Annotated in this window: 22 protein-coding genes; 4 read left to right on the top strand and 18 right to left on the bottom strand. The window is 47.1% G+C overall.

Features of this window, described 5'->3' with window-relative positions:
• Window positions 1-5: 5 nt before the first annotated feature.
• From srtB to GN277_RS25805, 8 genes are all read right to left on the bottom strand, one after another.
• A complete protein-coding gene (srtB, locus tag GN277_RS25770) occupies window positions 6-830 on the bottom strand; it encodes a class B sortase (RefSeq protein WP_159755462.1) in 825 nt (274 codons plus the stop codon).
• Window positions 787-5,532 carry an Sgo0707 family adhesin gene (locus tag GN277_RS25775; RefSeq protein ID WP_159755465.1) on the bottom strand — a complete coding sequence of 1,582 codons (4,746 nt, stop codon included), beginning with the start codon at window positions 5,530-5,532 and terminating at the stop codon, window positions 787-789. The genes srtB and GN277_RS25775 overlap by 44 nt, the downstream gene beginning before the upstream one ends.
• Before the next feature lie 169 nt (window positions 5,533-5,701).
• The gene (locus GN277_RS25780; protein WP_129174655.1) at window positions 5,702-6,163 is read right to left on the bottom strand and encodes a DUF3846 domain-containing protein; all 462 of its coding nucleotides are present in this window, start codon (window positions 6,161-6,163) and stop codon (window positions 5,702-5,704) included.
• A gap of 96 nt (window positions 6,164-6,259) precedes the next feature.
• A complete protein-coding gene (locus tag GN277_RS25785) occupies window positions 6,260-7,213 on the bottom strand; it encodes a DUF6017 domain-containing protein (RefSeq protein WP_159757206.1) in 954 nt (317 codons plus the stop codon).
• A 146-nt stretch (window positions 7,214-7,359) separates the two neighbouring features.
• Window positions 7,360-8,259: a ParB/RepB/Spo0J family partition protein gene (locus tag GN277_RS25790; protein WP_159755468.1), complete on the bottom strand. Its 900-nt coding sequence runs from the start codon at window positions 8,257-8,259 to the stop codon at window positions 7,360-7,362.
• Window positions 8,256-9,038: a ParA family protein gene (locus GN277_RS25795; protein ID WP_159755471.1), complete on the bottom strand. Its 783-nt coding sequence runs from the start codon at window positions 9,036-9,038 to the stop codon at window positions 8,256-8,258. Before GN277_RS25795 ends, GN277_RS25790 begins: the two co-directional genes overlap by 4 nt.
• Before the next feature lie 2 nt (window positions 9,039-9,040).
• Window positions 9,041-9,487: a DUF5348 domain-containing protein gene (locus tag GN277_RS25800; protein ID WP_159755474.1), complete on the bottom strand. Its 447-nt coding sequence runs from the start codon at window positions 9,485-9,487 to the stop codon at window positions 9,041-9,043.
• A gap of 330 nt (window positions 9,488-9,817) precedes the next feature.
• A complete protein-coding gene (locus tag GN277_RS25805; protein WP_159755477.1) occupies window positions 9,818-11,551 on the bottom strand; it encodes a S8 family peptidase in 1,734 nt (577 codons plus the stop codon).
• 260 nt (window positions 11,552-11,811) lie between these two features.
• Here GN277_RS25805 and GN277_RS25810 point away from each other — a divergent pair, with 260 nt between their 5' ends.
• Genes GN277_RS25810 through GN277_RS25820 form a run of 3 tightly spaced genes read left to right on the top strand, consistent with a single transcriptional unit; the run spans window position 11,812 to window position 13,590 of the window.
• Window positions 11,812-12,345 (top strand): RNA polymerase sigma factor, encoded by a 534-nt coding sequence (locus GN277_RS25810; RefSeq protein WP_159755480.1) that lies wholly within the window; start codon window positions 11,812-11,814, stop codon window positions 12,343-12,345.
• Window positions 12,326-12,703: a hypothetical protein gene (locus GN277_RS25815; protein WP_159755483.1), complete on the top strand. Its 378-nt coding sequence runs from the start codon at window positions 12,326-12,328 to the stop codon at window positions 12,701-12,703. Before GN277_RS25810 ends, GN277_RS25815 begins: the two co-directional genes overlap by 20 nt.
• Window positions 12,700-13,590, top strand: coding sequence for a zinc ribbon domain-containing protein (locus GN277_RS25820; RefSeq protein ID WP_159755486.1), 891 nt, complete (start codon window positions 12,700-12,702; stop codon window positions 13,588-13,590). The genes GN277_RS25815 and GN277_RS25820 overlap by 4 nt, the downstream gene beginning before the upstream one ends.
• A gap of 79 nt (window positions 13,591-13,669) precedes the next feature.
• Here the strand turns inward: GN277_RS25820 and rbr are convergent, their stop codons facing one another.
• The 8 genes from rbr to GN277_RS25860 form a co-directional block, all read right to left on the bottom strand.
• Window positions 13,670-14,284 carry a rubrerythrin gene (gene rbr / locus GN277_RS25825; RefSeq protein WP_159755489.1) on the bottom strand — a complete coding sequence of 205 codons (615 nt, stop codon included), beginning with the start codon at window positions 14,282-14,284 and terminating at the stop codon, window positions 13,670-13,672.
• 132 nt (window positions 14,285-14,416) lie between these two features.
• Entirely contained in the window at window positions 14,417-15,433 is a 1,017-nt protein-coding gene (locus tag GN277_RS25830) for a glycosyltransferase family 2 protein (protein WP_159755492.1), read from the bottom strand.
• A gap of 393 nt (window positions 15,434-15,826) precedes the next feature.
• Window positions 15,827-17,065 (bottom strand): anti sigma factor C-terminal domain-containing protein, encoded by a 1,239-nt coding sequence (locus tag GN277_RS25835; RefSeq protein WP_159755495.1) that lies wholly within the window; start codon window positions 17,063-17,065, stop codon window positions 15,827-15,829.
• Entirely contained in the window at window positions 17,062-17,565 is a 504-nt protein-coding gene (locus tag GN277_RS25840; RefSeq protein ID WP_159755498.1) for an RNA polymerase sigma factor, read from the bottom strand. Before GN277_RS25840 ends, GN277_RS25835 begins: the two co-directional genes overlap by 4 nt.
• 156 nt (window positions 17,566-17,721) lie before the next feature.
• Window positions 17,722-17,979: a TfoX/Sxy family DNA transformation protein gene (locus GN277_RS25845; protein WP_159755501.1), complete on the bottom strand. Its 258-nt coding sequence runs from the start codon at window positions 17,977-17,979 to the stop codon at window positions 17,722-17,724.
• Window positions 17,980-18,147: 168 nt separating this feature from the next.
• Window positions 18,148-18,600 carry a hypothetical protein gene (locus GN277_RS25850; protein ID WP_159755504.1) on the bottom strand — a complete coding sequence of 151 codons (453 nt, stop codon included), beginning with the start codon at window positions 18,598-18,600 and terminating at the stop codon, window positions 18,148-18,150.
• Window positions 18,601-18,774: 174 nt separating this feature from the next.
• On the bottom strand, window positions 18,775-20,058 hold the full coding sequence (locus tag GN277_RS25855) for a sensor histidine kinase (RefSeq protein WP_159755507.1): 1,284 nt from the start codon (window positions 20,056-20,058) through the stop codon (window positions 18,775-18,777).
• 36 nt (window positions 20,059-20,094) lie between these two features.
• Window positions 20,095-20,811, bottom strand: a complete 717-nt coding sequence (locus GN277_RS25860; RefSeq protein ID WP_159755510.1) for a LytR/AlgR family response regulator transcription factor — start codon at window positions 20,809-20,811, stop codon at window positions 20,095-20,097.
• A 143-nt stretch (window positions 20,812-20,954) separates the two neighbouring features.
• Here GN277_RS25860 and GN277_RS25865 point away from each other — a divergent pair, with 143 nt between their 5' ends.
• Window positions 20,955-21,365 (top strand): hypothetical protein, encoded by a 411-nt coding sequence (locus GN277_RS25865; protein WP_159755513.1) that lies wholly within the window; start codon window positions 20,955-20,957, stop codon window positions 21,363-21,365.
• A gap of 70 nt (window positions 21,366-21,435) precedes the next feature.
• Here the strand turns inward: GN277_RS25865 and pfkA are convergent, their stop codons facing one another.
• Window positions 21,436-22,410 (bottom strand): 6-phosphofructokinase, encoded by a 975-nt coding sequence (gene pfkA, locus GN277_RS25870; protein ID WP_159755516.1) that lies wholly within the window; start codon window positions 22,408-22,410, stop codon window positions 21,436-21,438.
• Window positions 22,411-22,526: 116 nt separating this feature from the next.
• Window positions 22,527-26,009 carry a DNA polymerase III subunit alpha gene (locus GN277_RS25875; protein WP_159755519.1) on the bottom strand — a complete coding sequence of 1,161 codons (3,483 nt, stop codon included), beginning with the start codon at window positions 26,007-26,009 and terminating at the stop codon, window positions 22,527-22,529.
• Between the last annotated feature and the right edge of the window lie 19 nt (window positions 26,010-26,028).

Consider the following 26,028-nt stretch of genomic DNA (forward strand, 5'->3'; position numbering starts at 1 on the left):
TTCTTCTAATTTTCTGTCAGCTTCCCATGCACCACATAGCGGGCATTTTCAAAGGAATAGGCACAGGTGGAGAGCGTCACGATATGGTCGTCACCGCCCACCCTGACCTCCGAAGAAAAATCCGATCTTTCCTTTATGCGCACAAGCCATGCGGCAAAATCCCCGCCGGAAGCAAAACGCAGGGTATAAGCGTCTGAATCCACCGCCGCCGTATACCCCGCAAACAGTTCCAGCCGGTAGTCCTTTTCCTCCGTAACCAGATACATCACCGGATGGGCCTCATAATATTCCTGCTCCGCATAGGAAACCAGACAGGCAAACATTTTCCCGCTCGCCATGTGGTGCCCGTAGATCAGTGTATTTTCGTCAGACAGGCCGCTCCGGTTCCCACAGTCCATGAACAGACAGCCGTTCCGGTTCTCGCTCCCGTCCGCCAGATGGGACAGGTAATAGGAATTGTCCTGTCCCTGCACCACCGGATAGCTTACCGCTGTATCCGGGCAGTAAAGCCAGCCCACAAGGTCGGGGCTGGCTTCCTTCAAAGCAGCAAAATCAATATCCAGGATACGCGGCGCATCTTCCGGCATATCCCCGTCCGGTGCAGGTGTTCCCGGCATGGCAGGCTCCCCCGTTTCTTCACAGGGCATCACATACTGCGCCATCTTCCCGTATGCCCTCTCACTGTCCGCATCCTGCCTCCATGTGTCATAAATACGCAGGCTAAACAAAGCGGCCACACCCATGCACACCACCGCCAATAATGCCGGAAAACAGACCGAAAATGCCTTATTCATCTCTGCTGTCTTTCTTCCGCGCTTTATAAACTGCATACCCGGCAGATACGCCCCCTGCGATCAGCGCAAGGACAGCGATCACCGCCCACAGTCCAATGTTGGAATCGTCGCCGGTCTTTGGTACATTCGCAGACATAGATGCCTGCCCTGATTTTGAAGATGTATTCCCGGCAGTGCCCGATTTTCCCGAAGCGTCGGATGTCCCTGTCTTTTCCGCGCTGCTCCCGGTGGAATCTTTCTTTGAAGAAACCTCCCCGTCCGAATTTCCTCCTGCCGCCTCGTTTTTGTTGGAGTTATCCACGTTTACTACCACGCTGCTTTTATTTTCCGGCAGGCTGTCGATCAGCCCCTTTATATCGTCCAGAAGGGTGTCCGGCTTTTCCACATAAGTCCTCACACGGTTGCTTGTGAGCGTCACATCATTTTCTGAAACGCTGGCTACATTCTGGATGCAGTCCCCTTCCGCTTCTTTCAGTGCCTGCGCCAGAAAAGTTACAGTCTGGGATTGGCCGCCTGCAAGCGTGACCGTCCATGTGACAGTCCCATTCTCACAGGAGCCGCCGTTTCCCGCAGACACAAAGCTGCATCCTTCCGGCACTTCATCCGTGATTAGGAAAGTCCGTTCCTCCACTGCCGTATTTTTCACAGTGATCTGGTATTGCAGGTTAGTTCCGCTCTTTACCGTCTCCCCGTTCAAATCCTTTTTCCCGTTCTCACTCTTTACAGCCTTTACCAATTCCTCCAGTACATAATTGATGACCTGGTTAGTTGTGGCTGTTTTGGACTTCCCTGTTTCCCTGTCGCTGACCGTAACAGCGGCATTGTTCGCAAAGGCTTCACCGGACAGCTCCGCGCCGGCTTTTACACGGACAGTGACAAACCCTTCCGTATCCGGCTCCACGTCAAAGCACCAGCGCACGTTATCGCCTTTCACAATGCTGTATACCCTGCCGTCGTCAGAAGCGTCCACAAAGGACACACCAGCGGGAAGAATATCATTGATCTCTATGCTGCGGACTGTATAGCTGTCATTTTTATAGGTGATCTTGTAGGCCACAATATCCCCCACAGCCACGTTCTCACCGTTTATATCCCTGCCATCCGCATCCAGTACATATTTTGCAGGCACATAATTTCTGGTATGTTCGTCTTTTTTATCACCGTTCTCCGCTTCCGTGCCGATGTGGGCCTCATCCATATCCACATAAGCCTGGTTTTCAACCGTCTTTCCGGTTGCGGAATCCAGGACTTTCACCTCCACTGATACCGTCACTTCCTCATGCGCCCCGGTCTCCATTGACCACCTGACCGTATGGGTGTCTTTATCATACACGCCGCCGTCACTTGCAGTGACAAAACCCACATCTTCGGGCAGCGCATCCGTAATCACCGCTGTCTTTCCATAATCTGAGGGATTCTTATAGGAAACGGTATATATGATGTTCTCCCCGATCTGCACCGGGTAAGTGTTGATGGACGGCTCCCCAAGTTTGGAAAATACGTCTTTTTCAGGGGTCGGGATAACCGGCGTCTCCACCTCGTTTGTCTCTTTCCTGGCAAAATCCACCGATACCATGGCACGGTTTTTCAGGATGGTGTCCTCCGCCTCTTTCAATATCTTTACCTTTACCGATACGGTTTCCTGCGTATTCTCTTTTACATCCACTTTCCATGTGACCGTATGGGTGCCTGTCTCATAGCTGCCCTCATGGTCTGCCGAGACAAATTCCACATTTTCCGGAAGCGCGTCTGTAACGGTAAATTCACGCCCGTCATCAGCGGGATTCTGGAACGTGATCCGGTATTCCAGAATGTCCCCGGCCTGTTTTACAGTCTGTATGCTGTTCCCTTCTCCATCTGCCCCTATATCGTGGCCATCTACGCACAAGACCGCTTTGAAAGGCTTATCCAGCACATAGACCGGCGTTTTTTCATCCAGCACGGAATCAGAGGAAATGGAAACCTTCTGCGTCCAGTCAACAAAGACCTCCGCCTGGTTATATATTTTCGTATATTCCGTATCAAAGGACGGCACAAAAGCATCAAAGGAGACTGTCTTTTCCTCCCCTGCCGCCAGTGTCATCTTCCATGTGATCGTCCTGCCGTCCACTGTGCCGCCGTCTGAAACTGTCCCCTCTGCCAGGGAAACCTCCGCAGGGATTTCATCTGTTACGGTAAATACTTTTTCTTCCTCTGCCGGGTTTCGGAAAGTTATGGTATATGTAACTGTTTCCTCCCCGTTTATCACTTTGTTGGTAACATCCTCCCCTTCCGTATTCCAAACGGATTTTACCGGGTCTTCCAGAACAGGGGAGTTTGTCACGTCAGACAGGGGCACATCCTTTTCCGAACTGTCCGGGATCGCCTTAAAACATACGGTTCCCGTATTTTTCAGGACTTCCCCCTGGGCCGCGGCTTCCACCTTGCAGTCAAAGGACACTGCACCTCTGCCATAGGCAACCACTGTTCCCTTCCATGACACGGTATGGGCTTCGGCATCATATACACCGCCGTTTCCGATGGAATCTGCTATCACTTCCATCCCCACAGGCACCCTGTCCGTAATCTCTACGGCCCGCGCTGCCCCGGTAGGGTTCTCAAAGCTGATGGTGTATGTCACTGTATCGCCGTCCCTGATAACTGCCCTGTCTATCACCTGCCCGTCACTGTAATTATCCAGGCAGCCGCTGTCTTTTATCGTTACTTCCTTATCCATAGAGGGCTTCACATAGGACACGACGATCTTATGGTTCTGCGTCACATCGCTGAACGTATAGAAGGAGGGGTATTCTGTAATATCCACTTTCTTCCCGTCCACCGTAACGGTATCAAGCAGATACCCCTCATCCGGCTCATAACGGACAATGCGGTCATGATGGAATTTCACGCGGTCATCCTCCTTGATATCCTCCTCACCCTTTACCGTTTCATTCCCGTCCGCGTCATAAATACCGATCCTGCCGCCCGTGACCTGTGCCTCCACTGTCCGGTATGGGGAAGCCGCTTTTACCTCGTTGCTTTCCACTGCCATGCTGTTAAAATACACCTTGCAGCTATTATAAAAATAGTCATCCTCCGCTGTGCCGTTCACCGTTGTATTGATAACAAGCGTATATGTCTCCCCCTGATAAGCCATAGAACTGGCCAGATAGGAAGAAGAAAAGGTATATGTCACCTTATGGCTGTCTTTATCATAAGAAACCGCCCCGGCATTCAGCTTATTTCCCGCCGCATCCTCCAGCCATGCGGACACATAATCGACCTCTGCCGGAAGTTTGTCAACAAACTTCAGCGCCGAATATTTGCTGACTGTCTCCACGCCCAGCGTATGCACTTTCTGGCTGACACGGTAAGTGATCCCCTGCCCTTCTTCTGTTTCTTCCAGAAATGTCACGCCGTTTTCTGTCTTATAAGGGTTTTCCGGCCTGGGGATTGCTATGGACGCGGAACTCGGAGAAATCCAGTACCCCGTATGGGTGTTGCACCCAAGATAAAAAGTATTCCCCGTCGCATACAGCGGTATGGAAACACTGTTTTTATAAAAGGTGGAACCGCCCAGATAGTCCGTAAAGTTATTGTTGCTTCCCCTGAAAGAAGGTACGCCGCTCACCCTTGTAACGGCTACATTGGTTGCACTTGCCGTATATCCGGTGGTAGTGCCGCTCAGGGGAGAAGCATATTCGCCGGTGTTCAGGCTGTTGAAGGTCATAAAAGAATTTCCGTCAAAGCGTATGGTCTCCTGCGTATCCACATAGAAATAATCCACTTTGACTTGCGCCCTTGATGCGCTCTCATTGCCTATGAACCACCACCCGTTATAAAAACTGGTCTCACAGTAATAGAGCGCCGAAAGGGAGCCTAATTCTGTAAATGTAACCCTTGCCCCTACCGCCTTATCGTTGTATGTACCGATATTGGCATAGGTGATCTGAACCACACTGGAATTTCTCAGGTTCGTGAACCGGGCCGTGCTTGCCCCTGTGTCCGCACCTCCGTATGAGGCCTTCCCCCAGGAAGCCCCTGACACGCTGTAACTGGAGGTGGTGTTCTGCCGCCTGATCTTGAGGCCGTTGCCCTCCGTAAACTGCCCCAGGTCGATCTTTGAGATTTCCAGCGAAGCCGGGACTGAAGGGGAGGTATCAGGATAATAAATCTCAATCTCCTCCTGAAGAAGTGTCACATAAAACTGCTTCTTTATGGTGGAATCCGTCCCTTCCGCACGGTAGGTCACTTCATAGGTGATACGGTCTTTCAGGGAATCATAGGCAATACATACCCCCTGCCTGCCGTCCTCGATCAGCCTGATCTCCTCCGGTTCCCCGCTCACACGGCCTGCCTGCTCCACAAGGACAGCCACCTCGTCCCCGTCAACTGTCGCCTGTATGCCGAATACTTCCGGGTCAACGGACATGCCAATGCTGCCGTATTCCACAAACATCTCTACCGGGGATTTCAGGGAATCCACTTCTGCGCCGTCCTCATACCAGACCACAGCCGCAGGTGTCTCCGGTTCTGTCCCCGTTTCTCCCTCTGTACCGCCTTCCGGCGTTTCTTCCTGCCCGGAACCGGAGCCGGTATCTTCATCCCATACCTCTGTCCCTGCTCCTTCTGTCTCCGTCCCCTCATTCTCCGCACTGTCAGCGGGCTGTATATCTTCCGTACCCGCCGCGCCCATCTCCGCCGCATATACGGATATTCCCCCGATGCCGCCGGAGCCAATGAGCGTTGCTGCTGCCACCGCCGCCGCAAGCAGGCGGGGCAGGAATTTACTCAGTCTCTTTTTTTTGTGCCATAAATTCTCCTTTCTGGATCACAAAAGCCGGCACCCTTATCTGATACCGGCCCTTTTTCTGCACCTTTTCTTTTTTCCGTCACAGGATGCTTCCGCATCTGTGCTTTTTACCGCATCAGACGGCCATGCCCTGTGCCTGCCCGCCCCACTTTGTCAGGACGACAGTTTCACCGTTCCCCAGAGTGTCCCACAGACTGTAAACCTTGTCTGCCATATCATCCGGGTCTGCATATACCTCGCTGCCCACCATCATAAACTCCCCCGGCCTTGCAAAAAGTTCCTGAAATGCTTTCTGCTGTCCGGGGTTAAGGGAAGCGAACAGGCAGCCTTCCTCCGGTATGCCGCACAAAAGGAATGTGCCGCTTACCACCCCTTTCCCTCCCGGTATACAGCGGTTAGGGGCAAGCCCGCCCGCATCCTCCCTGCTGATCATCAGTACCCTCTGCGGCAGGAAGCACCCCACCTGTGCCGTGCCCCCTAACGCTGCCTCCACAGCTTCCAGCGTGTTGTCAGGCAGGGCGGCGGGACGGGGAGCCTTCCCCGGCTCCACAATCAGAATGTCCATGCTTTGCTTCATGTTTTGTTGTCCTCCTTTTAATTTTTTGTCTATGTGCAGCCCATGAAGGGCGTCACAGCAATGAAAGAATTACCAGCGGAAAAGAAAAACCAAAGATTAACCGCCGCCGAATCCAACGGCCATATCGTGGCTTACAAGGCTTGCGTAATACTGGCTGATCGTCACAGGGGCATTGAACAGGGCAGACAGCGTATAAGCCCGGATATTGCCCACCAGGGTCGTATTCCTGTCAAGGCAGTCCATGACATACTGGATATGCCCGCTGTCCAGCTTCAAAAAGCGGCTCTTTACGACCTCCGTACTCATATCCCCCTGGTTGATGCGTATGCTTTTCCGGCTGCTGCAACAGGTCTCCGCCATCAGTTCCACAAAACCGTCCAGACGTTCCTTGTCGTATGGGTGGTCATGCAGGAGATAGTCATAATCAATGTTCTCTTTTATCAGTTCCCGGTAAGCATCCATCCGATCTATCCCATCCATCCCATAACCAGCGGAAGAAAAGTTATCCACAGGAAAATCCCCGGCCTTTTCCGGATAGATTGATAGGTCAGTATCACTAAAATCAGTTTTATTTAAGTCAGTATTATTAGTTTGTGATTTCCGCATTTCTTGAGTTGTGATTTTCACATCTCCTGAATTGTGATTTTCACAATTCTTGATTTGTGATTCCGGCTGTCCCGTATTTGCCTGGCAGATGAAATTTTTAACGTATATGACATTGGGTTTGCCAAGCCCCCGGCGGACACGCTCAATCAATCCAACGCCCTTTGAACAGTCCAGTTCATTCAGTAGTTTGTTTGCCTTCTGCTCCGCGCATCCCAGCGTCTCCATCACATCGGCAATCGTGAAGATGATATACACACGCCCTTCCCCATCAAGCCAGTTGTTCTTTACCGACAGTCCCATGCGGTCAAGCAAAAGCCCGTAAAGCACCTTCGCCTCCACCGACACCCCTTTAAAGAGCGGGTCTGTAAACAATATCTTTGGAATACGGTAAAAGGTGTACTGTTCCGCCTCATTCCCATAGTAATAATTCAGTTGTAACGGCATCTTAGCTGCCTCCTTTTCCTTCATTTTCAGCGACAAAAAAAGCCCCGGCAAAACAAAACAATTAGTCTCCGGGGCATGATCTGTCCGAAAACGCAAAAAAGCCGCCCGGTAACTGTCAGTCAGTCGCCGGACGGCTTCTTTGCATTTCAGACATTTTGTGTTTTCCATGTTTCTAAAAGGGAGAAAATGACCTCCTCAATCTGTTTTGGTGTATATGTTTGTGGGAAATACTGTTTCAGTCTGTCATTTTTGAGCGTTACCTGCACTGGTACAGTCCGCTCCTCTGTTAAAATGGCATCCATTACATTCCTGTCCAGTTTCCCCTCCTGGCTGTACTTTTTCAGGCGTTTCGCCTGCTCCAGTGATGGTACGGCCTGCAATCCCTCCATAACCTCTACAAGTTCCTCCTGCTGCTCTCCTGCCAGATAGGACAGTTCCACCGCAGGGTTAAAGGGCAGCTTCTTATCGTCCACCATCTGGAGCAGGACAGGGAGAAGTTCCGTCAGGCGGATAAAACGGTGGATGTTCCGGGCGCTGTCATTGGAATTTTCACTCAGCGCATCCACGCTGTACTTCTCGCCAAGTTGTCGAGAAGTGTCCTTTACACCCTGATGCTTCAGCGCGTCCAGCTTCATCTTATATGCCCATGCCTTTTCGCTGGGCAGAAGGTTTTCGCGCTGGATGTTGCTGTCTACCATGAACAGCGTTGCTTCATCATCATCCAACTTTCGCACGATTACCGGCATGGTTGTTTTCCCTGCCAGTTCCGAAGCCCTCTTACGCCTGTGCCCGGCGATCAGTTCATAGCCGCCCTCCACACGGGGCCGCGCTATGCCGGGGACAAGGACGCCATGTGCCTTTACACTCTCTACCGTGTCCTGCATGGTCTCGTCGTCCAGTACCTTAAACGGATGGTCTTTAAAGGGGAACAATTCTGTCAACGGGATTTCCTGCACGTTCCCGTCTCCTCCCGCCCCCGGAGGCTTGCTTCCTGAGAGCAAATCCTCATAGGTAGTCATCTGGATATTCTTTGCAACGCTTTTCATCCCCTTATCACCTCTTTCGTCAGTGCGGCATAAGCGGCTGCCACTTTACCGGAAGGGTCATGGAGATAGATGCTCTTTCCTGCCGCACTTGTTTCCGCCGCCCTCACAGAAAGGGGGATAATGTTCTCAAAAATCCGCAGTTTCCCATCATAATTCATGTGCAGAAGTTCCACAATATCCTTTGCATAATTTGTCCGCATATCCGCCATTGTTATCAATATCCCTGCTATGGAAAGGTGTGTGTTGATCTGCCGTTTTACCTTTGCAATCGTGCGGATAAGCTGCTCCAACCCTTTTATCGACAGGTACTGCGCCTGCACCGGGATTATGACCTGATCTGCCGCCGCAAGCGCATTGATGGTCAGCATACCAAGTGAGGGCATACAATCCAGAATAATCGCATCATATTCCTCACGCATGGTATTCAGATACTGCCGCAGGATCGTCTCCCGGCTCATGGTATTGACCAGAGTAACCTCCATGCCGGACAATTCTATGTTCGCCGGGAGCAGGTCAACACCCTCCTCATGGTGGAGAATCCCGCTTCCGGGTGGAAGCGGCTCGTCCATGATTATCCCGCTCAGAATAGTCGAGAGCGTGGTTTCCATCTGGTCGGGCTGCTGGTATCCCAGGCTGGCAGTCATTGACCCTTGACTGTCTACGTCCACCAGAAGGACACGCCTGCCCTCACGGGCAAGGCCGATCCCGATACTGATGGAACTCACTGTTTTTGCGCAGCCTCCTTTTTGATTACATAAGCAATAGATTGTCGCACCCATACTCACACCGCCTCTCTCACCCGGACAGTCAAACCATCCATCCGTATGTCTTTATGTCCCACCAGATAGTAGTCCCTGCCGTCATGCTCCACGCTCGTCCACACCCAATAGGGCACTTCCCGGTAATCATCTTTTATCAGTACCTCAATACCGCTTCCACTGGTATAATAATGCCCGCTCTTTGTCTCATATCTTCCGCTTCCGTTCTTGTGCAGACGGCTCGTTTCCTTAACCGGACGTGAGAGGTATGCAATCCTCCGCTCCACATCCGAAAGTTTCCCCATGACCTCCCGGAGTTCTGACTGGAGGAAAAGCTGCTGCCCGTCCTCATAGTTGATATGTAATCCACTCAGATCATCATAATCTTCATAAGTGGAAAGTTTTAATATGCCCCTGATGCTCAAATTCAGGTTTTGGGCTTCCTTCAATAATAGGTTTAAATCTGCCATAAATTTTCTCCTTCTCATAGGCGTTTATCTCTGTTAAAATAAATAGGACTAAACCAGCTATGCAGATACGGCGCTTGTCCGATGCAAAAGCTGATTTAGTCCTACCTAAACTTCAAATATTAAGTTATCACTCCTTTTTAGGGACACGTTTTACAACACCAAACGGCTTGGTGGTATATTAGTGTCAAGTTGCTTGATTTTCAGTTTTCTGGTTAAAAACAGGCCCGTCTTAATCCAATTTTGCTCATTTTCGACATGTCGAAAATTTTTTCAAAGCAAATTTTTCATAGGACTAAATCAGCGGAAACCCTTGATTTTACTGGCTCCTTGCTAACTTGACACTATATTACCATACGCCCCCACCTGCACATTCGGATACACGTCAAACCCAGGAAGCGCCCTCGCCCCTCTTCTCAAATACGCCTTCACCTTCTCCCCATACAAATACGCATCATTCCCCTTCACAATCCCCCACTCCATCATAAGCGCCGCCCCACCCGTCACAAAAGGCGTCGCAAAAGAAGTCCCCGTAAACTGTGCATATCCTCCCCCAACCGCCGCTGTAGTCACATCCACCCCCGGCGCCACAATATCCGGTTTCACCAGATTCGTCTCTCTCGTATACCCTCTCCCCGAAAAATCCGCATAAGCAAACGTCAAACCATTGTAAGCCCCCACCGTAATCACCCTGCCTGCCGTAGATGGAATGGTAAGCGTGGTCTGCTCCGTCGGAAACAAAAAGCCCGTTCCCCGATTCAAAACATTTTCACTGGGAAGCCATAATTCATATGCCCCAGACACTATCTTTCGGGGCTTTAGAATCAGCCGCCATACTCCGCTCGCCACATACGTCTCCCTGGGAAGCATATCAATAAAAATCTCCTGTGCCGTACTGTAAGGACTTGGTTCTCCATAATATAACAGAATCTCTGTCTGTCCCACCGTAAACCTTTGGGGCCCCAATATTTCCTGAATCGGCCCAACCGTAACTCCTGCAGGAGTCATCAGAGAAATATCCACAACATCCGTATACTCTTTCCAAATCTGTATACTAAACGCCGGCTGGTTACTCTGTACCGCCAGTTGTATGATCTCCTCCCTCCCCTCCCGCATTATTCCGGATGTATGTCCCGCGCTGGCCGCCTCGTTGCCAGAGCCGATACAGATACAATTCTTCCAGATATTTGACATATCGTCTATAAAACGCTCCAGCAGCGAAGTCCCGTCATGTGAGCCGTATGTGTTTCCAAAACTTAAATTTATAGCCACAGGCATCCGAAACTCCAATGCTTTTCTTATCACATAATCAATTCCCTGCATCAGCTCTGTGGTACGCGGAAATCCCTCCTGTCTTGGATTTCCAAGTTTTACCACCAACAGCTCGCTTCTTGGGGCAACTCCTGCATAAAGTCCATTGCTGTTTCTCCCGTTTCCCGCGGCAACTCCCGCAACCGCTGTCCCATGTCCAGACCTATCCTCACTGGGAACAATTTCCCTCCTGTCCTGAAGCGTCGTTCCCTCAAGGGCCTGGTTAATCTGCTCTGACGTATACTCTGCCCCAATCTCATATCCTTTCGGCGGAATCCTTCCCTCCCCAGGCGCAAGGGATTGGTCCCACAGTGCACGAATCCTTGTCGTCCCGTCCTCATTCCTAAAGTCTGCATTTTCATACTCAATTCCAGAATCAATAATCGCAATCAGCACACCCTGTCCATACAACGACAAACGGGCATCTTGTACCGCATTGATACAGGATACCCGTCTGCCGTTTGCAACCTGGAAAAATAATCTCTTTGGCTTTTCAATATATTCGATTTCCGGAATCTGCGTCAATGTCTCAATCTCCGACTCTCTAATTGTAATAATGGCATACTCGTTTTGAAGCTCAACCACTCTGGATGCCAAAGCTCTCACTCCCTCAAGGCTTCCTGAATATTTCACAATCAGCTCCCACTCCTTATCTTCCGAGTCATACCCCACATCCAACTCCAACGATTTCTGTCGTTCCTCCGGCGTCGCATCCAACGCTAAGTTCAGTAAATTTTCGATTTTCTGACTCGCCATACAATCCCTTCTTTACCCAAAATATTCTCTGTTATTTTTTGCGGCAAATGTATATCCAACCACACACTGTAATATATTCTGACAAAATATGTCCTATTCCCCCTCCCCAAAGAGTACACCGCAATGCTTACTCTTCAAGTGGTATTGGTGTTAAAATATATTTAATACAAAATTTTAGTCCGATATTTTTTTTATTTTTAAAATGAACCAAATATAAAGTCATGGCGAATATAGAGTGAACGGGCAGGGGAGGTGAAACAGTGAATGCACGAGAAATCGAAAGATGTATTGATGAGTTCGGTTCAGATATATATAGATTCTGCCTAAAACTCTGCGCGGACAAAACAGATGCCGAAGATTTATATCAACAGACTTTCCTAAAAGCATTAGAAACAGAATGGGTGCTTGACTGGGAGAAAAATCCAAAAGCATTGTTTTTCTCTTTAGCACATAATCTTTGGAAAAGTGACAGAAGAAAACAGGCCCGCCGGAATATGATTGCCCCTTGTGACAATCTCGATGACGAAACGGAAGCTCTACTGCATTCAAAAGAAAATATTGAGGAAAACTATTATCAAAAGGAACTGATTACAGAAGTCCGTCAAATCATTCAAACTCTTCCGGAAAAGTTTCAAGTACCTCTCATATTATTTTATCTTTCCGATTGCTCCATAGAACAGATATCGGCCATCATAAAAAAGCCCCCTGGTACTGTGAAAAGTCGGTTGTTCAAGGGCAGAAGCCTAATTAAAAAAAGATTGGAGGACTCTGGTTATGAGAGAACATCGCTCTGACACAGAAATAGAAGATATCATCCGAGCTTCTATGAAAATGACTGATATACCATCACCGGAACTGAATAATAAACTTAAAGCGGTTCTATATCAACAAGAAGCCGTCATACGAAAACAGACTGCCACACACACCTTGTCACTTTGGTATTTGCCTATGCTTTTAAATTTGGTAACTTTTTCTTTACTGGCTGTTTTTGCACTTACAATAATCGAGAATGTTTACTTATCTTACTTTGCCGCCGGTATCTGCCTTTATCTTTGTGTGGCGGGCATCTTGATTACCATAGTCGGTGTAAAAAGAACAAACCTAAAAGAAGACATTACAATCCGTATTGAGAAAAGGGGTATATTGACATGAATAATATAAAAAATAAAAAAATCCTGCTTTATATCGGTATTCTTATTATCTTACTGTTAATTTTTTTGCGGTTTGGTCTGTATTTTCTAAAAAGCGACGGCTTTAGCGGACTCTCTATGCTGCTCCCCGCCTTGCTTCTTTTCTTTAACATTTTTACAGTATGTACCTGTGCTTTTTTTGCGGCATGGGTATATCAGGATTGCAAAAAGCGAGGGGATGACGCGTTACTATGGGCGTTTATAGTTTTTATTGCTACGCCCTTTATCGGATTACTGCTTTATTTTCTGCGCCGTTCAGAAACAAAAGAAACCTGTCCCACTTGCGGACATAAAATTTCATTAAAGGCAAACTACTGCGAGGAATGCGGAACGCCTGTCAAAAAGGAGGATCATAACGTAATGGTAAAGCAAGAAACACATCACTTAAAATTTATTGTTGCCGGAATTATAAGCATGGCGCTCATGCTGATATGCTTGATGGGCTTTATGGTCTATGCGTCCACCGGAAATGGTGTAAATACAAATATAACTTCTAATAAACGGGTTTGGAACACAGGTGTAATCAACATGAATTATAACACCTACATTGATGACATTTGGAAACTGGATTTTAAAAACGCCACCGCTGGATTTGTGAAAGAACAAACTATGACAATTACGGACGCCGACACGCAGCTGCTCCATGCTGATATTTCCTGCGGCACAGTACCGGATGAAGCAACACTTGTTTTGTGGTTGGTACAGGCAGATGTAACAAAGTTTGTCGATGTTACCAATCTCTCTGACCCGCTTAAATATCCTTTGGATGAATTTGAAAATGGAAAAATCTATGTCAGATTGCAAATCAATGGTGTGGAAAATACTGTTTCAGAAATCTATATTAAGTAACAGGAATTAATAGATGCCCAGTCTGCCCATAAAAATCGGGCTTTGTTTCCGGCTTTCCAGCCAAAACAAAGCCCTGTTTTTATTTCTTAATAAAATCAAACCCAAGATATGGCGCAATCTCCACTGGTATAAAATACCCCCGCTCATACCGGCAGACCGGACACATTGGCGGAACCAATTTCCCTGACTGTATATGTCCGCAATTCATACACATCCATTGTCCGTTGCCCTCACATTCAAAATACTTATTCTGCTCAAGCAGCTCAGCCAGTTTCCGAAATCGTCTGCCATGAACTGCCTCTACCTCCGCAATCTGGAAGAATGCAGATGCAGCTTCCAGAAATCCTTCTTCCTTCGCCACATTTCCAAAAGCCTGATAGACGTCGTCCGCCTCCTCCATCTCATTATGCTCTGCTTTTTTCAGTAATTTCACAACATCATCAAAATGGTCCACCGGATATCCGCCCGAAATCTCAATGGTCGTTCCCGACAGGTTCTTAAGCAGACCATAGTATCGCTCTGCATGGGCTCTCTCCTGATCCGCTGTAAACAAAAACACCTGCTGGATGGAATAAAGCCCCTGCTTCTTCGCCGCGTCTGCCGCAATCGTATACCGGTTTCTTGCCTGGCTTTCTCCTGCAAATGCTCTCATTAGATTCTCTCTCGTCCTACTCGCCTGAAATTCAACCGCCATGTCACATTCTCCTTTTCATTCCAAAACTCAAAATTCTTTGATTATCTTTAGTATGCGACATAAGAGCCAAATTATACACAATTTCATCCCAAGGTGCACGCCTTGTCAGACGAAGTCCACCCGCCGACAATATCAATTAAACCCAATAATTCTCCTTGCTACGCTGTACACAAGAGACGAAATTTTCCGACCTGATTTCCCCGGTATATTCATGGTCTGCCCCAAAATTCCATATCGTATCTTAAAATATATCTTAAAATCCTTCATTTTGAGATACTTCCACAATTCCCTCTTCTTATCAATATTTTCTTTCTTTTTTGAACGAATCAGAATAATTGAGGACACCGTCATCATAATCGCCAGGTAATTAACCATATACTGTTTAAGCTTCCTGCTTGAAATCTTCCTCAAGTCGTACATATCTATCATCGTCTTTGTGACATATATCTGCTGATCCGCCCTTGCAATCATATTTTTCTCATTCACAGACTGATCATCCCTGCCGATAAAATATCGATAGAAATCCACATCCAGATAATAAATCTTACGGACATGGGGAAGGGGATAATATACATAAATATTATCCACATAAAAGGTATGCTTTGGCAGCTTCATCTGAATCAGCTTAAGTAAATCTGTACGGTAGATGACAGAATGCATCAAAATATACTGATCCAAACGAAAGTGCCCGATATCATCCCACCGGAAAATCTCATCCTGGGGCAAGGCATTGCGATAGTGAACACATTTCTTATGGGTTACACCCACCTTCTCATATACAAAATTGGAAACCAGCATATCAATCTGTTCACCATCATCCTCAAGATTCCGAAACAGGGTCAATATCTGGTGCAGAGCCTCCTCGTCCACCCAGTCATCACTGTCCACAACTTTAAAATATTTCCCTCTGGCGGCGCTAAGTCCCTCGTTTACCGCATCTCCATGACCACCGTTTTCTTTATCAATCACCCGAACAATACCGGAATATTGTCTCTTGTATTCGTGAGCAATCTCTGACGTCCGGTCTGTAGAACCGTCATTTACAATGAGAATCTCAACCTCGTCTCCCCCCGGCAGAATACTCTCGATTGCCCGCGCCATGTAATCCTGTGAATTGTAACATGGAATCGCAAATGAAATATACTTCATTTTCTTCTTTCCTCCTGGCTATTCATACACACTTCGGAATTTTTTTCAATTTCCGAAACATATTTCCTAGTATAAATCATTTTCTTTCTTTTTCCAACCTATTCCTGGTAAATTCTTCCTTCGCTGGTAACAGTTCAGCCTGCAACAGTTACCTTCTCTGTATCATATATCTACTGTTCATAATTTGTTCATTCATCTTTCAAAAAACCTTCATTTCTTCAACACGGTTTCTTCACAGGTGTGGCTTATACTAAATTTATCGAAGCAATTCGAGACAAGACAAAGACCATTTACTGATAGTTATTAAACTATTTTTGATAAAACTTTTTCATAATACATGCCGGGGGATTGAATCATTGATCACCCGGCATCCTCCCTTTTATAGGCTTATTCTCAAAATTTCAAATCTATTTTTCCATCCAGCATATAGACTCCATCCACAGACGAATCCTCCAACATTTCCAGAAGCTCCTGCTTTGCGGCATATACCACGACCCCATAGCTTTTCACGCCATGTTCCCTTATATAATCCAACGCTTCCACATACTCATATGTGTTGATAAAATTCTTTCCTCCTGGCGCGCATCCGTCAAATATTTTTAAAAAATCCTCATCTTCCATCAGGAACCTGATCATAGATTCCACATGCTTCTCATAAACCTCTGCCATTGTAACTTTCTCCCTAACGGCAGCATCTATTGGACTTCTTTCGTCCCCCTTGCTCCCTTCCGAAATATCCAGATACGGATATTTTTCTAAATCATAGCCATAGGTCAAGTCATATCCTCTCTTTTCAGGGGAAAATCCCCAATACCGATACCCCTTTACATCCACAGGACAATAGAGATAATAGGTTTCGTGCTTCCCCATAAACTCTGCCAGCTCATCCATATTCTTCAGCTTATCGAAGGATATGGACGCCCGTATCTTCATCAGCTCCGGCGCCTCCTCAAGCTTTTTCCTCGCTGTATCTTTATCCATGCATAAGCTTGGTCCTTCACTCCTGTATGTGAACGCATTAGCCGGAAAATCCGAACTGTTCCAGCTAAGGTCATTCTGGTACAAATGGTTTCTCACAAGCTCTAAAATATGGGAAGTATTTTCCCCATCTATCTGCGTTTGCACATCAATGGTATAACGCCCGTAGCCCTCCGGCCACAAACACAACTCTGCAAATCCCTTATCTCCGCAGAATAACTCCATATATACAGACATCGCCGCGGCAAATGGATTCGTAACAATGACAGAATCATTTTCCTTAACTATAATCTCCTTTGACTGATTGGGATTATAGTAAATCCAATTCAACAACGGAGACAAGCCCATAAGAAGCAGCGGAACAATACAGATTGCCGCCGCGGCTGCCCCAATCATATAGTTTCTGAATTTTCTGCCTATTGCTTTGGAAATCTTTTCTGAATTCTCTCTGTTTTTCCTTCCGCCTTCATCCTCCTTCTCATATAATTCCTCATCCAATGTATGATTCACGTAGTCGATTAAAACCTGGAATTTCTCAATATCTTCTTCAATTTCCCTGAATTCTTCAACTTTCAGTTCACCGCTTAAATATTTCTCAAACTTATCCCCATATTTTTCACTTCCCTCGAACTGCCTTTCATCCTTCATTTTCATTCCCTCATCATCTCCTCTCCTTCCAAAAGCTTCTTCAAATTTTTCTTTGCCCGATACAGGATTACCCGCGTATTTCCATAGGATAGGTTCAGAATGCTTCCAATCTCCTCCTGTGAGATTCCCGCAAAATAATACAGAACAACCGCTTCCCGCTCAATATCTTTCAACTTCTGTATCGCCTGATACAAGTTTTGATTCCTCTCCTTTTGAATCATCATTTCAAGAATCCCCTCCCCTGTAACCGTTTCCATCTTGCGTCTTTCAATTTCTTTCTCTAACCGCTTCTCTCTGCGCCATGTATCGAGATATAGATTCCTCGCAACTGTCAAAAGCCACGGCAGCAACTCTGACCGGGCAATCTCCAGGGAACATAACGCCCGAAGAAACGTCTCCTGCATCAAGTCCTCCGCAAGGTCATGGTTGTGACAAAGGGTATACAAATAAAGATAGACTGCCTTCGTATGTATGCGGTATAACTGTTCCAGAATATCTTTTTCCACTTCGTCACCCCCCTTTCATAATTAACGAATATCTCGTCTAAATGTTACATTATTCTCAATAGAAAACCTACCGCTTGCAAACACTTTGGCAAACGGTAGGTTCTCTAATTTTCAAAATACTCAAACTGTATCTCTACATTTTCTCCATATGCTGTCCTAATTCTTTAAAAAATCGCTGAATCCCTTCAATTCTTTTTTCTTTTCCTTCGATAGACTGTTGAACTCAACATTCTCAACCGCCCCCTCCAACGCGTAGAGATGCACCAGGCAAACTTGGGGATACATTCCTTTCAGCTTCAAAAATGCCTGTTGAGAACCCGCTTCGAGTAGTTTCTCAGCCGACTCAATTCCAACTGCCTCTAGCTTCCTCGCCATCTCTTTCCCAATATTCATCATAGATGTTAATTCCGCCATATCCATTTACCCTCCTCTTTGCCGCTGAACATATTATACACCACTTACACAAAAAGAGGCAAGTCCATAACTGCCCTACATACATGTTTTCAAATATATACCGTCAGTTTTTTATGGCAAAAAACAGAGGGAAATCCACTCTTGAATTTCCCTCTAATCTAACAAAATTTACATCTTCGTAAATACAGTATGCTGACGCCTGTATGCGTCGTTATCCTTCTGGCTCAATTCTCTTTCCACCTGAGCAAGCTCGCTTTCCAAGCTTTGGCGCCTCGTTTCGTCTTGTTCCGTCCTAAGCTGACCTTCCAGTTCTTTTTTTCGTTTCTTTAACTTCTCAATCTCACGGTCAACCTTATCTGTGCTGGCTTTGCACATCTGTGGCTTCTTTCCCTCTGCCTGCTTTAAAGCCTTATCTGATCCCTTACTTTTTTCCGGAGTTTTATCCGTTTCCAGAGTTCTGTCATCCCCCGGAACATATTCGTCCCTCGCACGCCGCATCGGAGTATTCTTCGTTTCCTTCACAGAACCGTCCTCCTTCTCGGCAGCCTTCTTTTCCAGTCTTTCTCTCCTTGCCTGATAAGGATCTGTCTGCCTTGCGCTCAATCTCGAAATTGGTCCCATAATCTCCCTCCTGACCCTTCGTACCAATATCCTGCCTCGCCCAGAAAAGTTAAATGTCCACGGCTTAACTGCTTCTCAACGTGTCAGGATATTTGGTACATTATTTCAACTCATCTGCCTACAATCCCATTTTAACCCCTTCCCACAGGATTTCAATGGATTGGGCTTGAGCTGTTATTTTGATGTATTGAAATGCATTCCTGACAGATTCAGCAGTACATTCAGCCGAAACCACTGACCGTCGCTCTCCGTCAGCATTGCGCCGTGATATTTCTCCGCAACTGCCCTTATATTTGAAAGACCAGTTCCTATTGCTGCCGTCGTTCCTATAACGCAGGTATTATCAAATTCCAACATGTAATAATCTCCCTGACGTTCTCCTCTCACAGTGATTCTTTTTTCTATATCCGAAGTGGCAATACACGCCTCAAGGGCATTATCCAGTGCATTTGCAAATATCACACATAAATCAAAATCATCAATTCCGCAGGTCTTTGGCAGTATAACTGAAACCGCAGTCTGAATCCCCTTTACCTCCGCCAATTCCATCTTCTCCCCCAACAGCACATCTACCACCGGATTGCCGGTCTGATACGGAAATGACAGGGCGGCTGTTTTGTTTTCCAGTTTTTCCAGATAATCCTTCGCTCTCTCAATCTGGCCTGTATTCATCAGGCTGTGCAATACTGATAAATGATTCTTGATATCATGACGAAACGCCCGTGTTTTCCCATACCGCATCTGCGCCTGTGCAATATAGGTTTTCTGAGCCTGCGCCGCCTGAGACAAAGAAGCAAGCTCAAGCCTGGTCTTAAGCTCTGAACACGCCCTTCCATATGCATACAGGGTACAGCACAGGGCGCATAGCCCCAAAACCTGCAGCAACAGCAATAACAGATGTTTTCCTGTCTCTCGCGAAACCACATGCGTATATGCATTTTCCATGATATAAAGCTCAGCCGCACAGGAGAACAGACTGGATAACAACAAAATCCAGATATAAGAGCCTTCTTCTTTCAGAGATAAAAATTTGAGAATAAACGCATAACAGCAGGCGCTTAAGATAAACGTAATCATGGTTGCCAGGATGATAAACAAATATAACCGTGTTCCCCTGATAGAAGGCAGCAGCAGTATGAGCTCCACAGAATTCATGATTCCAAAAGAAAGCTGTGTGACATAAACAGCAAGAAAGGATGCTACCCAGGATACTGACCGCGGATTCCCCAACGTCCAGCGGCTTATCACATATAATGCCAAGATTTCTTCGCAGATAGGGACGAAATCAAGAAAATTCAGTATACCGGAAATCTTCTGAATCAAGCAGAGCATAAAAAAGTACAGAGCAAGCTGCCAAAGCTTCCATTTTTTTCCGGTAATACGGGCGGCAAAAACAATATGCACAATACTTAATCCGGCAAGAGTAACGACAACGAGAAGAAAACCGAACCAATCCATATTTGACCTCCATAACCAGTGTATTATTTATGCTTTTCAACCGTCCCTTCTCTCCTTCATATGCCGAAGAAGCGCCTGAGTCAACTCCCTCTCCCGCAGTCTGGACACGGGGATTTTCTCTCCATGGCGCAGTTCCACCTGCCCCTCCCCGCATCCCTGAACATAATCGAGATTGACCAGATAACTCCTGTGACACTGAAAAAAACGCCCGTCCACATGGCATTTCAGCTTCTCCATTCTGTCATAATAATCGATGACTTCTCCGTTTTTTTGATGAATATAGATTTTCCGTCCCTGAACCTCGCAGTACACACACTCGGACAACAGAACTACCTGGGTCTGTCCTCCCCGCTGTACTAAAAGCTTTTCTCCTGGCTGTTGTCTGATATAACGAAACACCCTGTCAAGCGTCCGTCTGAAATGCCCGGCATCCAACGGTTTGAGCAGATAGTCGCAGGCTTCCACCTCAAACGCCTCAAAAACGTACTCTTTTAGTACGGTCACAAAAACCAAATGACTGCGCTTCCCCCGCCGTCTAAGCCTTCTTGCCGTCTCCATTCCATCCGGCTTTTCCATCTGGATATCCAGAAAAATCAAGTCAAATTCGCATCCGCTTTCAAGGAGTTGATTCCCGTTTTCAAAGCTGCTGATGCGATAATCCATGTCCTGTTTTTTTGCCATATAGCTCGAAACATGGGCGAAAAGCTCTTTTCGCATGACCGGCTCGTCATCGCAGACTGCAATCTCTAACATCGTAACCACCACACTATTTATTAACTGGAATTATTCTTTCAGAATATCAGAAATAAGCCTCTATGCCAATCACTTTGTCATAAAATGAGTGAATCCTGTCATGGATTGTTATATTTCATTCTTCCCATAAAAGACTCTCTATAGTGCTAAGTTTAAACGCTGATTACATTGTATCCAGAATCAGTTTTGAAGAAATTGGCGGGACTATTTTTGAGGACGAAGCTAAGTTCTGCCTCGGATTTGACGAACTTTTTGGAAAAAGTCTCCGTTTCACATCGGCAACACCCGATGACATTCTCAAGTGGACCAGCTATTCTAAAGATACAGTCAACTTCTTACGGCTGTCTGAAAAAATCACGGATTTCTGTATGAATCGTAAAGTCAGGCTGTTAATCGACGAGGTTGACCAGGCTTCGGATAATCAGGTATTTCTGCATTTTCTTGGCATGCTTCGTGAAAAATACCTGGCAAGAAAGGCAAAAGAGGACTTCACTTTTTTTAGCGTAATCCTTGCCGGAGTTTATGATGTCAAGAAAGGGAAAACAGATTTTTGACGTTATTATTTAAAATATGAGAACAGGGCTGTCTATTTCGCGACAGCCCCTTCCTTTACACACTACCCAACTATAAAGCCAACTCTTTCGCAATCTCCTGCTGATAAGCCGGAATTCCCTTCTGCATGCCAAGAGCCTCATTAATATCGAAGTCCACATACTGACCATGCTTATATCCTACAACACGGTTCGTCTTTCCTTCGATTAGAAGATTGACTGCCATTGCACCCATAATTGACGCATAGACTCTGTCCTTACAGGTGGGGCTTCCTCCCCGCTGCATGTGTCCGATAATCGTTGCACGAGTCTCCATTCCGGTGGCTTCCTCAATTCTCTCCGCCATCTCAATGGAGCCGCCGATACCTTCTGCATTGATAATGATGTAATTCTTCTTTCCGCGCTTCCTACACTCCTGAATATCAGCTACAATCGCGCTCTCGTCGTAACCATGCTCCTCTGGCAGTAAAATACGCTCCGCACCATTGGCAATTCCGCACCACAGAGCCAGATAACCTGCATCTCTGCCCATTACTTCGATGATGGAGCATCTCTCATGGGAAGTGGAAGTGTCACGCACTTTATCAATGGCCTCCATCGCCGTATTCACAGCAGTATCGAACCCGATTGTATACTCGGTGCATGCAATATCAAGGTCAATGGTTCCTGGAACTCCAATCGTATTGATTCCAAGGTTGGCCAACGCCTGGGCACCGGCGAAAGAACCGTCACCGCCAATTACCACAAGCCCGTCAACGCCGTACTTCTTCAAGATTGCGGCAGCCTTCTGCTGTCCTTCCTCCGTACGCATTTCTTCACACCGCGCCGTCTGAAGGATTGTACCTCCGCGCTGAATCGTGTCTGAGACATCTCTCGCAGACAAGTCAATAATCTCCTCGTCCAACAACCCCTGATAACCTTTTCTGATTCCTCTGACTCTCAGGCCCTTGCCAAGTCCCGTACGAACAACGGCACGGATTGCCGCGTTCATTCCTGGCGCATCGCCTCCACTGGTTAATACTCCGATTGTACGAATTACTTTTGCCATAAATCATTCCTCCATGTGTAGTCATTTCATGTTGAGTATTCATGACCCCAGCGCAAAATGACCGTTCCACTGGAATCATTTTCTATCTGTCTCTCTCGCCCCTCATTGTACATTATTTAACAAAGGTTTTCAATGGGTTTTTCTATTACTTTTACACAAGATTCTCCAAGATAATTCGTCAATTTGTTCAGCAGAAGTTTATCCGCATTAACACTTTTGTTCGCCGCCAGACGCTTGACCGCTTTCTCCTTCTTACAGAAGATTACCACTATATCCTGCCCGTCTGAATCCTTAAGCATGTCAAACAGCTCTGCCTCCCCATTGAGGTATGTTTCTTTATCAGCATACTGAAGCCACAGCTCGCGCTTTGTCTGCTCAAAGGGAATCACCTTCTCACAGATTAGCTTACTGGCCGCCTCGTCCTCCTCGGATACCCTTCCCCGAATAAATACTTTTGCATCTTCATTTAGATATTGCTGATTCTTCTCATAGTCCCGCGGAAATACCACCACCTCCACGGCCCCCGCCAAATCCTCCAGTGTAACGAAGGCCATGATCTTATTCTGCTTGGTATACTTGATGGTCTTTGAAGTGATCATGCCGCCGATAACCTCCCGCATCCCCTCGTGAACCTTCGTCCGCCCCGTATCCTCGTCAAGCTGAAAATCCAGCGTGGTTTTGGAAATGTTTTTCCGCCATTTCTCCTCATATTCCTCCATGGGATGGCCGCTTAAATAGAAGCCGAGAACCTCTTTCTCAAAAGCAAATTTCGTCTCCTTCTCATACTCTCCCACATCTGGCAGCGGCACATCAAACTCCGCCTTCTGCTCCTCTCCCACCAAGTCAAACAAAGACAACTGCCCACTCATGGAATATTTCCGTTCCTGGTTCACCTGGTCCATAATCTGCACATAAGTCACCATGTACTGCTTTCTCGTTCCTCCCAGGCTGTCGAAGGTCCCTGATTTGATGAAGTTCTCTATCGTCCGCTTATTAATATCCTTGCCCGCCATGCGCTCTATAAAATCCTTCAGACTGCGGAAATTCCCCCTTGCCTCCCTTTCTTCTATAACCGCAGCAATCACGGGACGCCCGATACTTTTAATCGCAGTAAGCGCATACCGGATATTTCCGTTATCCACAGAGAAATTCCCCTCGCCCTTATTAATGTCAGGCGACAGGATATCTATTCCCATCTGGCGGCAGGTATAGATATACTCCGCCACTTTGCTGGGAGCATCAATCACAGAGGTCATAAGGGCTGCCATGAACTCTACGGGATAATAGTATTTAAGCCACGCTGTCTGGTATGCCACCACAGCATAAGCTGCGGCGTGGGATTTATTAAATGCATATTTGGCAAAATCAATCATCTCATCATAAATCTTATTGGCAGTCTTCTCGTCAATGCCATTGGCGATACAGCCTGGAACGCCCTCCTCCTCATTTCCATATACAAAGCTCTGCCTCTCTTTTTGCATGACATCGCCCTTCTTCTTGGACATAGCGCGGCGCAAAAGGTCGCTTCGTCCCAGAGTGTAGCCTGCCAGGTCGCGCACAATCTGCATAACCTGCTCCTGATAAACGATACAGCCATAGGTAGGAGCAAGGATTGACTCTAACTGTGGACAGTCGTAGGTAATCGTCTCCGGATGGTCTTTTCCCCTGATGTATTGCGGAATAAAATCCATCGGCCCCGGCCGGTACAGGGAAATGCCTGCAATCACATCCTCCAGAGTCTGAGGCTTTAACTCCTTCATGAAGCTTTTCATCCCGCCGCTTTCCAACTGAAAGATCCCGTCTGTCCGCCCTGTTCCTATAGAGCTAAGCACCTTCTTGTCGTCATAGTCGATTTTCTCCATGTCAATGTCCGCTTCGCTGCTCTCTCCGGCAAGCCTGGCTGCATCTTGAATTACAGTCAGGGTGCGAAGCCCCAGGAAATCCATTTTCAACAATCCTAATTCTTCCAGCGTCGTCATAGTAAACTGCGTCGTAATGGAGCCGTCTGACCCCAGTGACAGCGGTACGTACTCATCAATGGACTTCTGGCTGATTACTACTCCCGCCGCATGCATGGAAGTGTGCCGCGGAAGCCCTTCCAGCCTTTTGGACATGTCAATCAGCTCATGAACCTGTTCGTCCTCCCGATACATCTTCTGAAGCTCCGGATTCATTTCAAGGGCTCGTTCCAGCGTAATATTGACCCCCGGCTCACGGGGTATCATTTTCGCGATTCCGTCCACAAAGGCATAAGGAAGGTCCATGACCCTGCCTACATCCCGCACCACGCCCTTTGCCGCCATAGTACCAAAGGTAACAATCTGTACCACTCGGTCTGTACCGTATTTTTCCACCACATAGTCAATGACCTCCTGGCGCCGCTCGAAACAGAAATCCACGTCAATATCCGGCATGGACACTCGTTCCGGATTCAGGAAACGCTCAAACAGAAGCTGATATCGAATAGGGTCGATACTGGTGATTTCAAGACAGTAGGCCACAATACTGCCGGCGGCAGAACCGCGCCCTGGTCCCACCATAATATGGTGGTCTTTCGCATATTTAATAAAGTCCCACACAATCAGAAAATAATCCACGTACCCCATAGACTTGATTACTGACAACTCATACTCCAGACGCTTTGTCAGCTCGTCACCGCCCTCTGGATAACGTTTCCTAAGTCCCTCCTGACACAGATGGTTTAAGTACTCCCAGGAAGTGAAGCCATCAGGCACGTCGTATTTGGGCAGCTTCGTGACACCAAACTCAATCTCTACATTACAACGGTCGGCAATCTTCTGAGTGTTCTCAAGGGCTTCCACAGCATAAGGGAATAGAGAGCGCATCTCGTCCTCTGACTTAATATAATACTGACCTCCCTCATAGCGCATCCTGTTCTCATCCGCGATCTTCTTCCCTGTCTGGATACACAGCAGCATATCATGAGGCTTCTCATCCTCTGCATAGGTATAGTGGACGTCATTGGTTGCCACCAGCTCAATCCCCGTCTCCTTCGCCATCCGAAGCAAAGACTGGTTCACCAGCTTTTGCTCCTTAAGCCCATGGTCCTGGAGCTCCAGGAAGAAATTCCCCTTTCCAAAAATCTCCTGATACCGAAAAGCCGCCTTCTTACCTTCTTCATACATGCCCCGCAGAATATTTTTCTGAACCTCCCCTGCAAGACAGGCGCTCAGAGCAATGATTCCCTCATGAAATTCCTTTAGCACCTCCATGTCCACACGGGGTTTGTAGTAATACCCCTCCGTGAAGCCGCGGGAAACAATTTTCATTAGATTATGATAGCCCTGGTCGTTTTCCGCAAGCAAAACAAGATGGTAATACCGGTCGTCGCCGTTTCCCACCACCTCCTTGTCAAAACGCGAGCCTGGCGCCACATAGACCTCACAGCCAAGGATTGGCTTAATCCCCACTGCCCTTGCCGCTCGATAGAAGTCGATTACCCCGAACATTACGCCGTGGTCTGTAATCGCCACACTGTCCATCCCAAGCTCCCTGACACGGGATACACATTCCTTTATTTTATTTGAACCGTCCAGCAGGCTGTACTCTGTGTGGACGTGAAGATGTGCAAAACTCATATTTTCTCCTTAATCCAAT

Source organism: Sporofaciens musculi (assembly GCF_009830285.1).
Taxonomy (GTDB): Bacteria; Bacillota; Clostridia; order Lachnospirales; family Lachnospiraceae; genus Sporofaciens; species Sporofaciens musculi.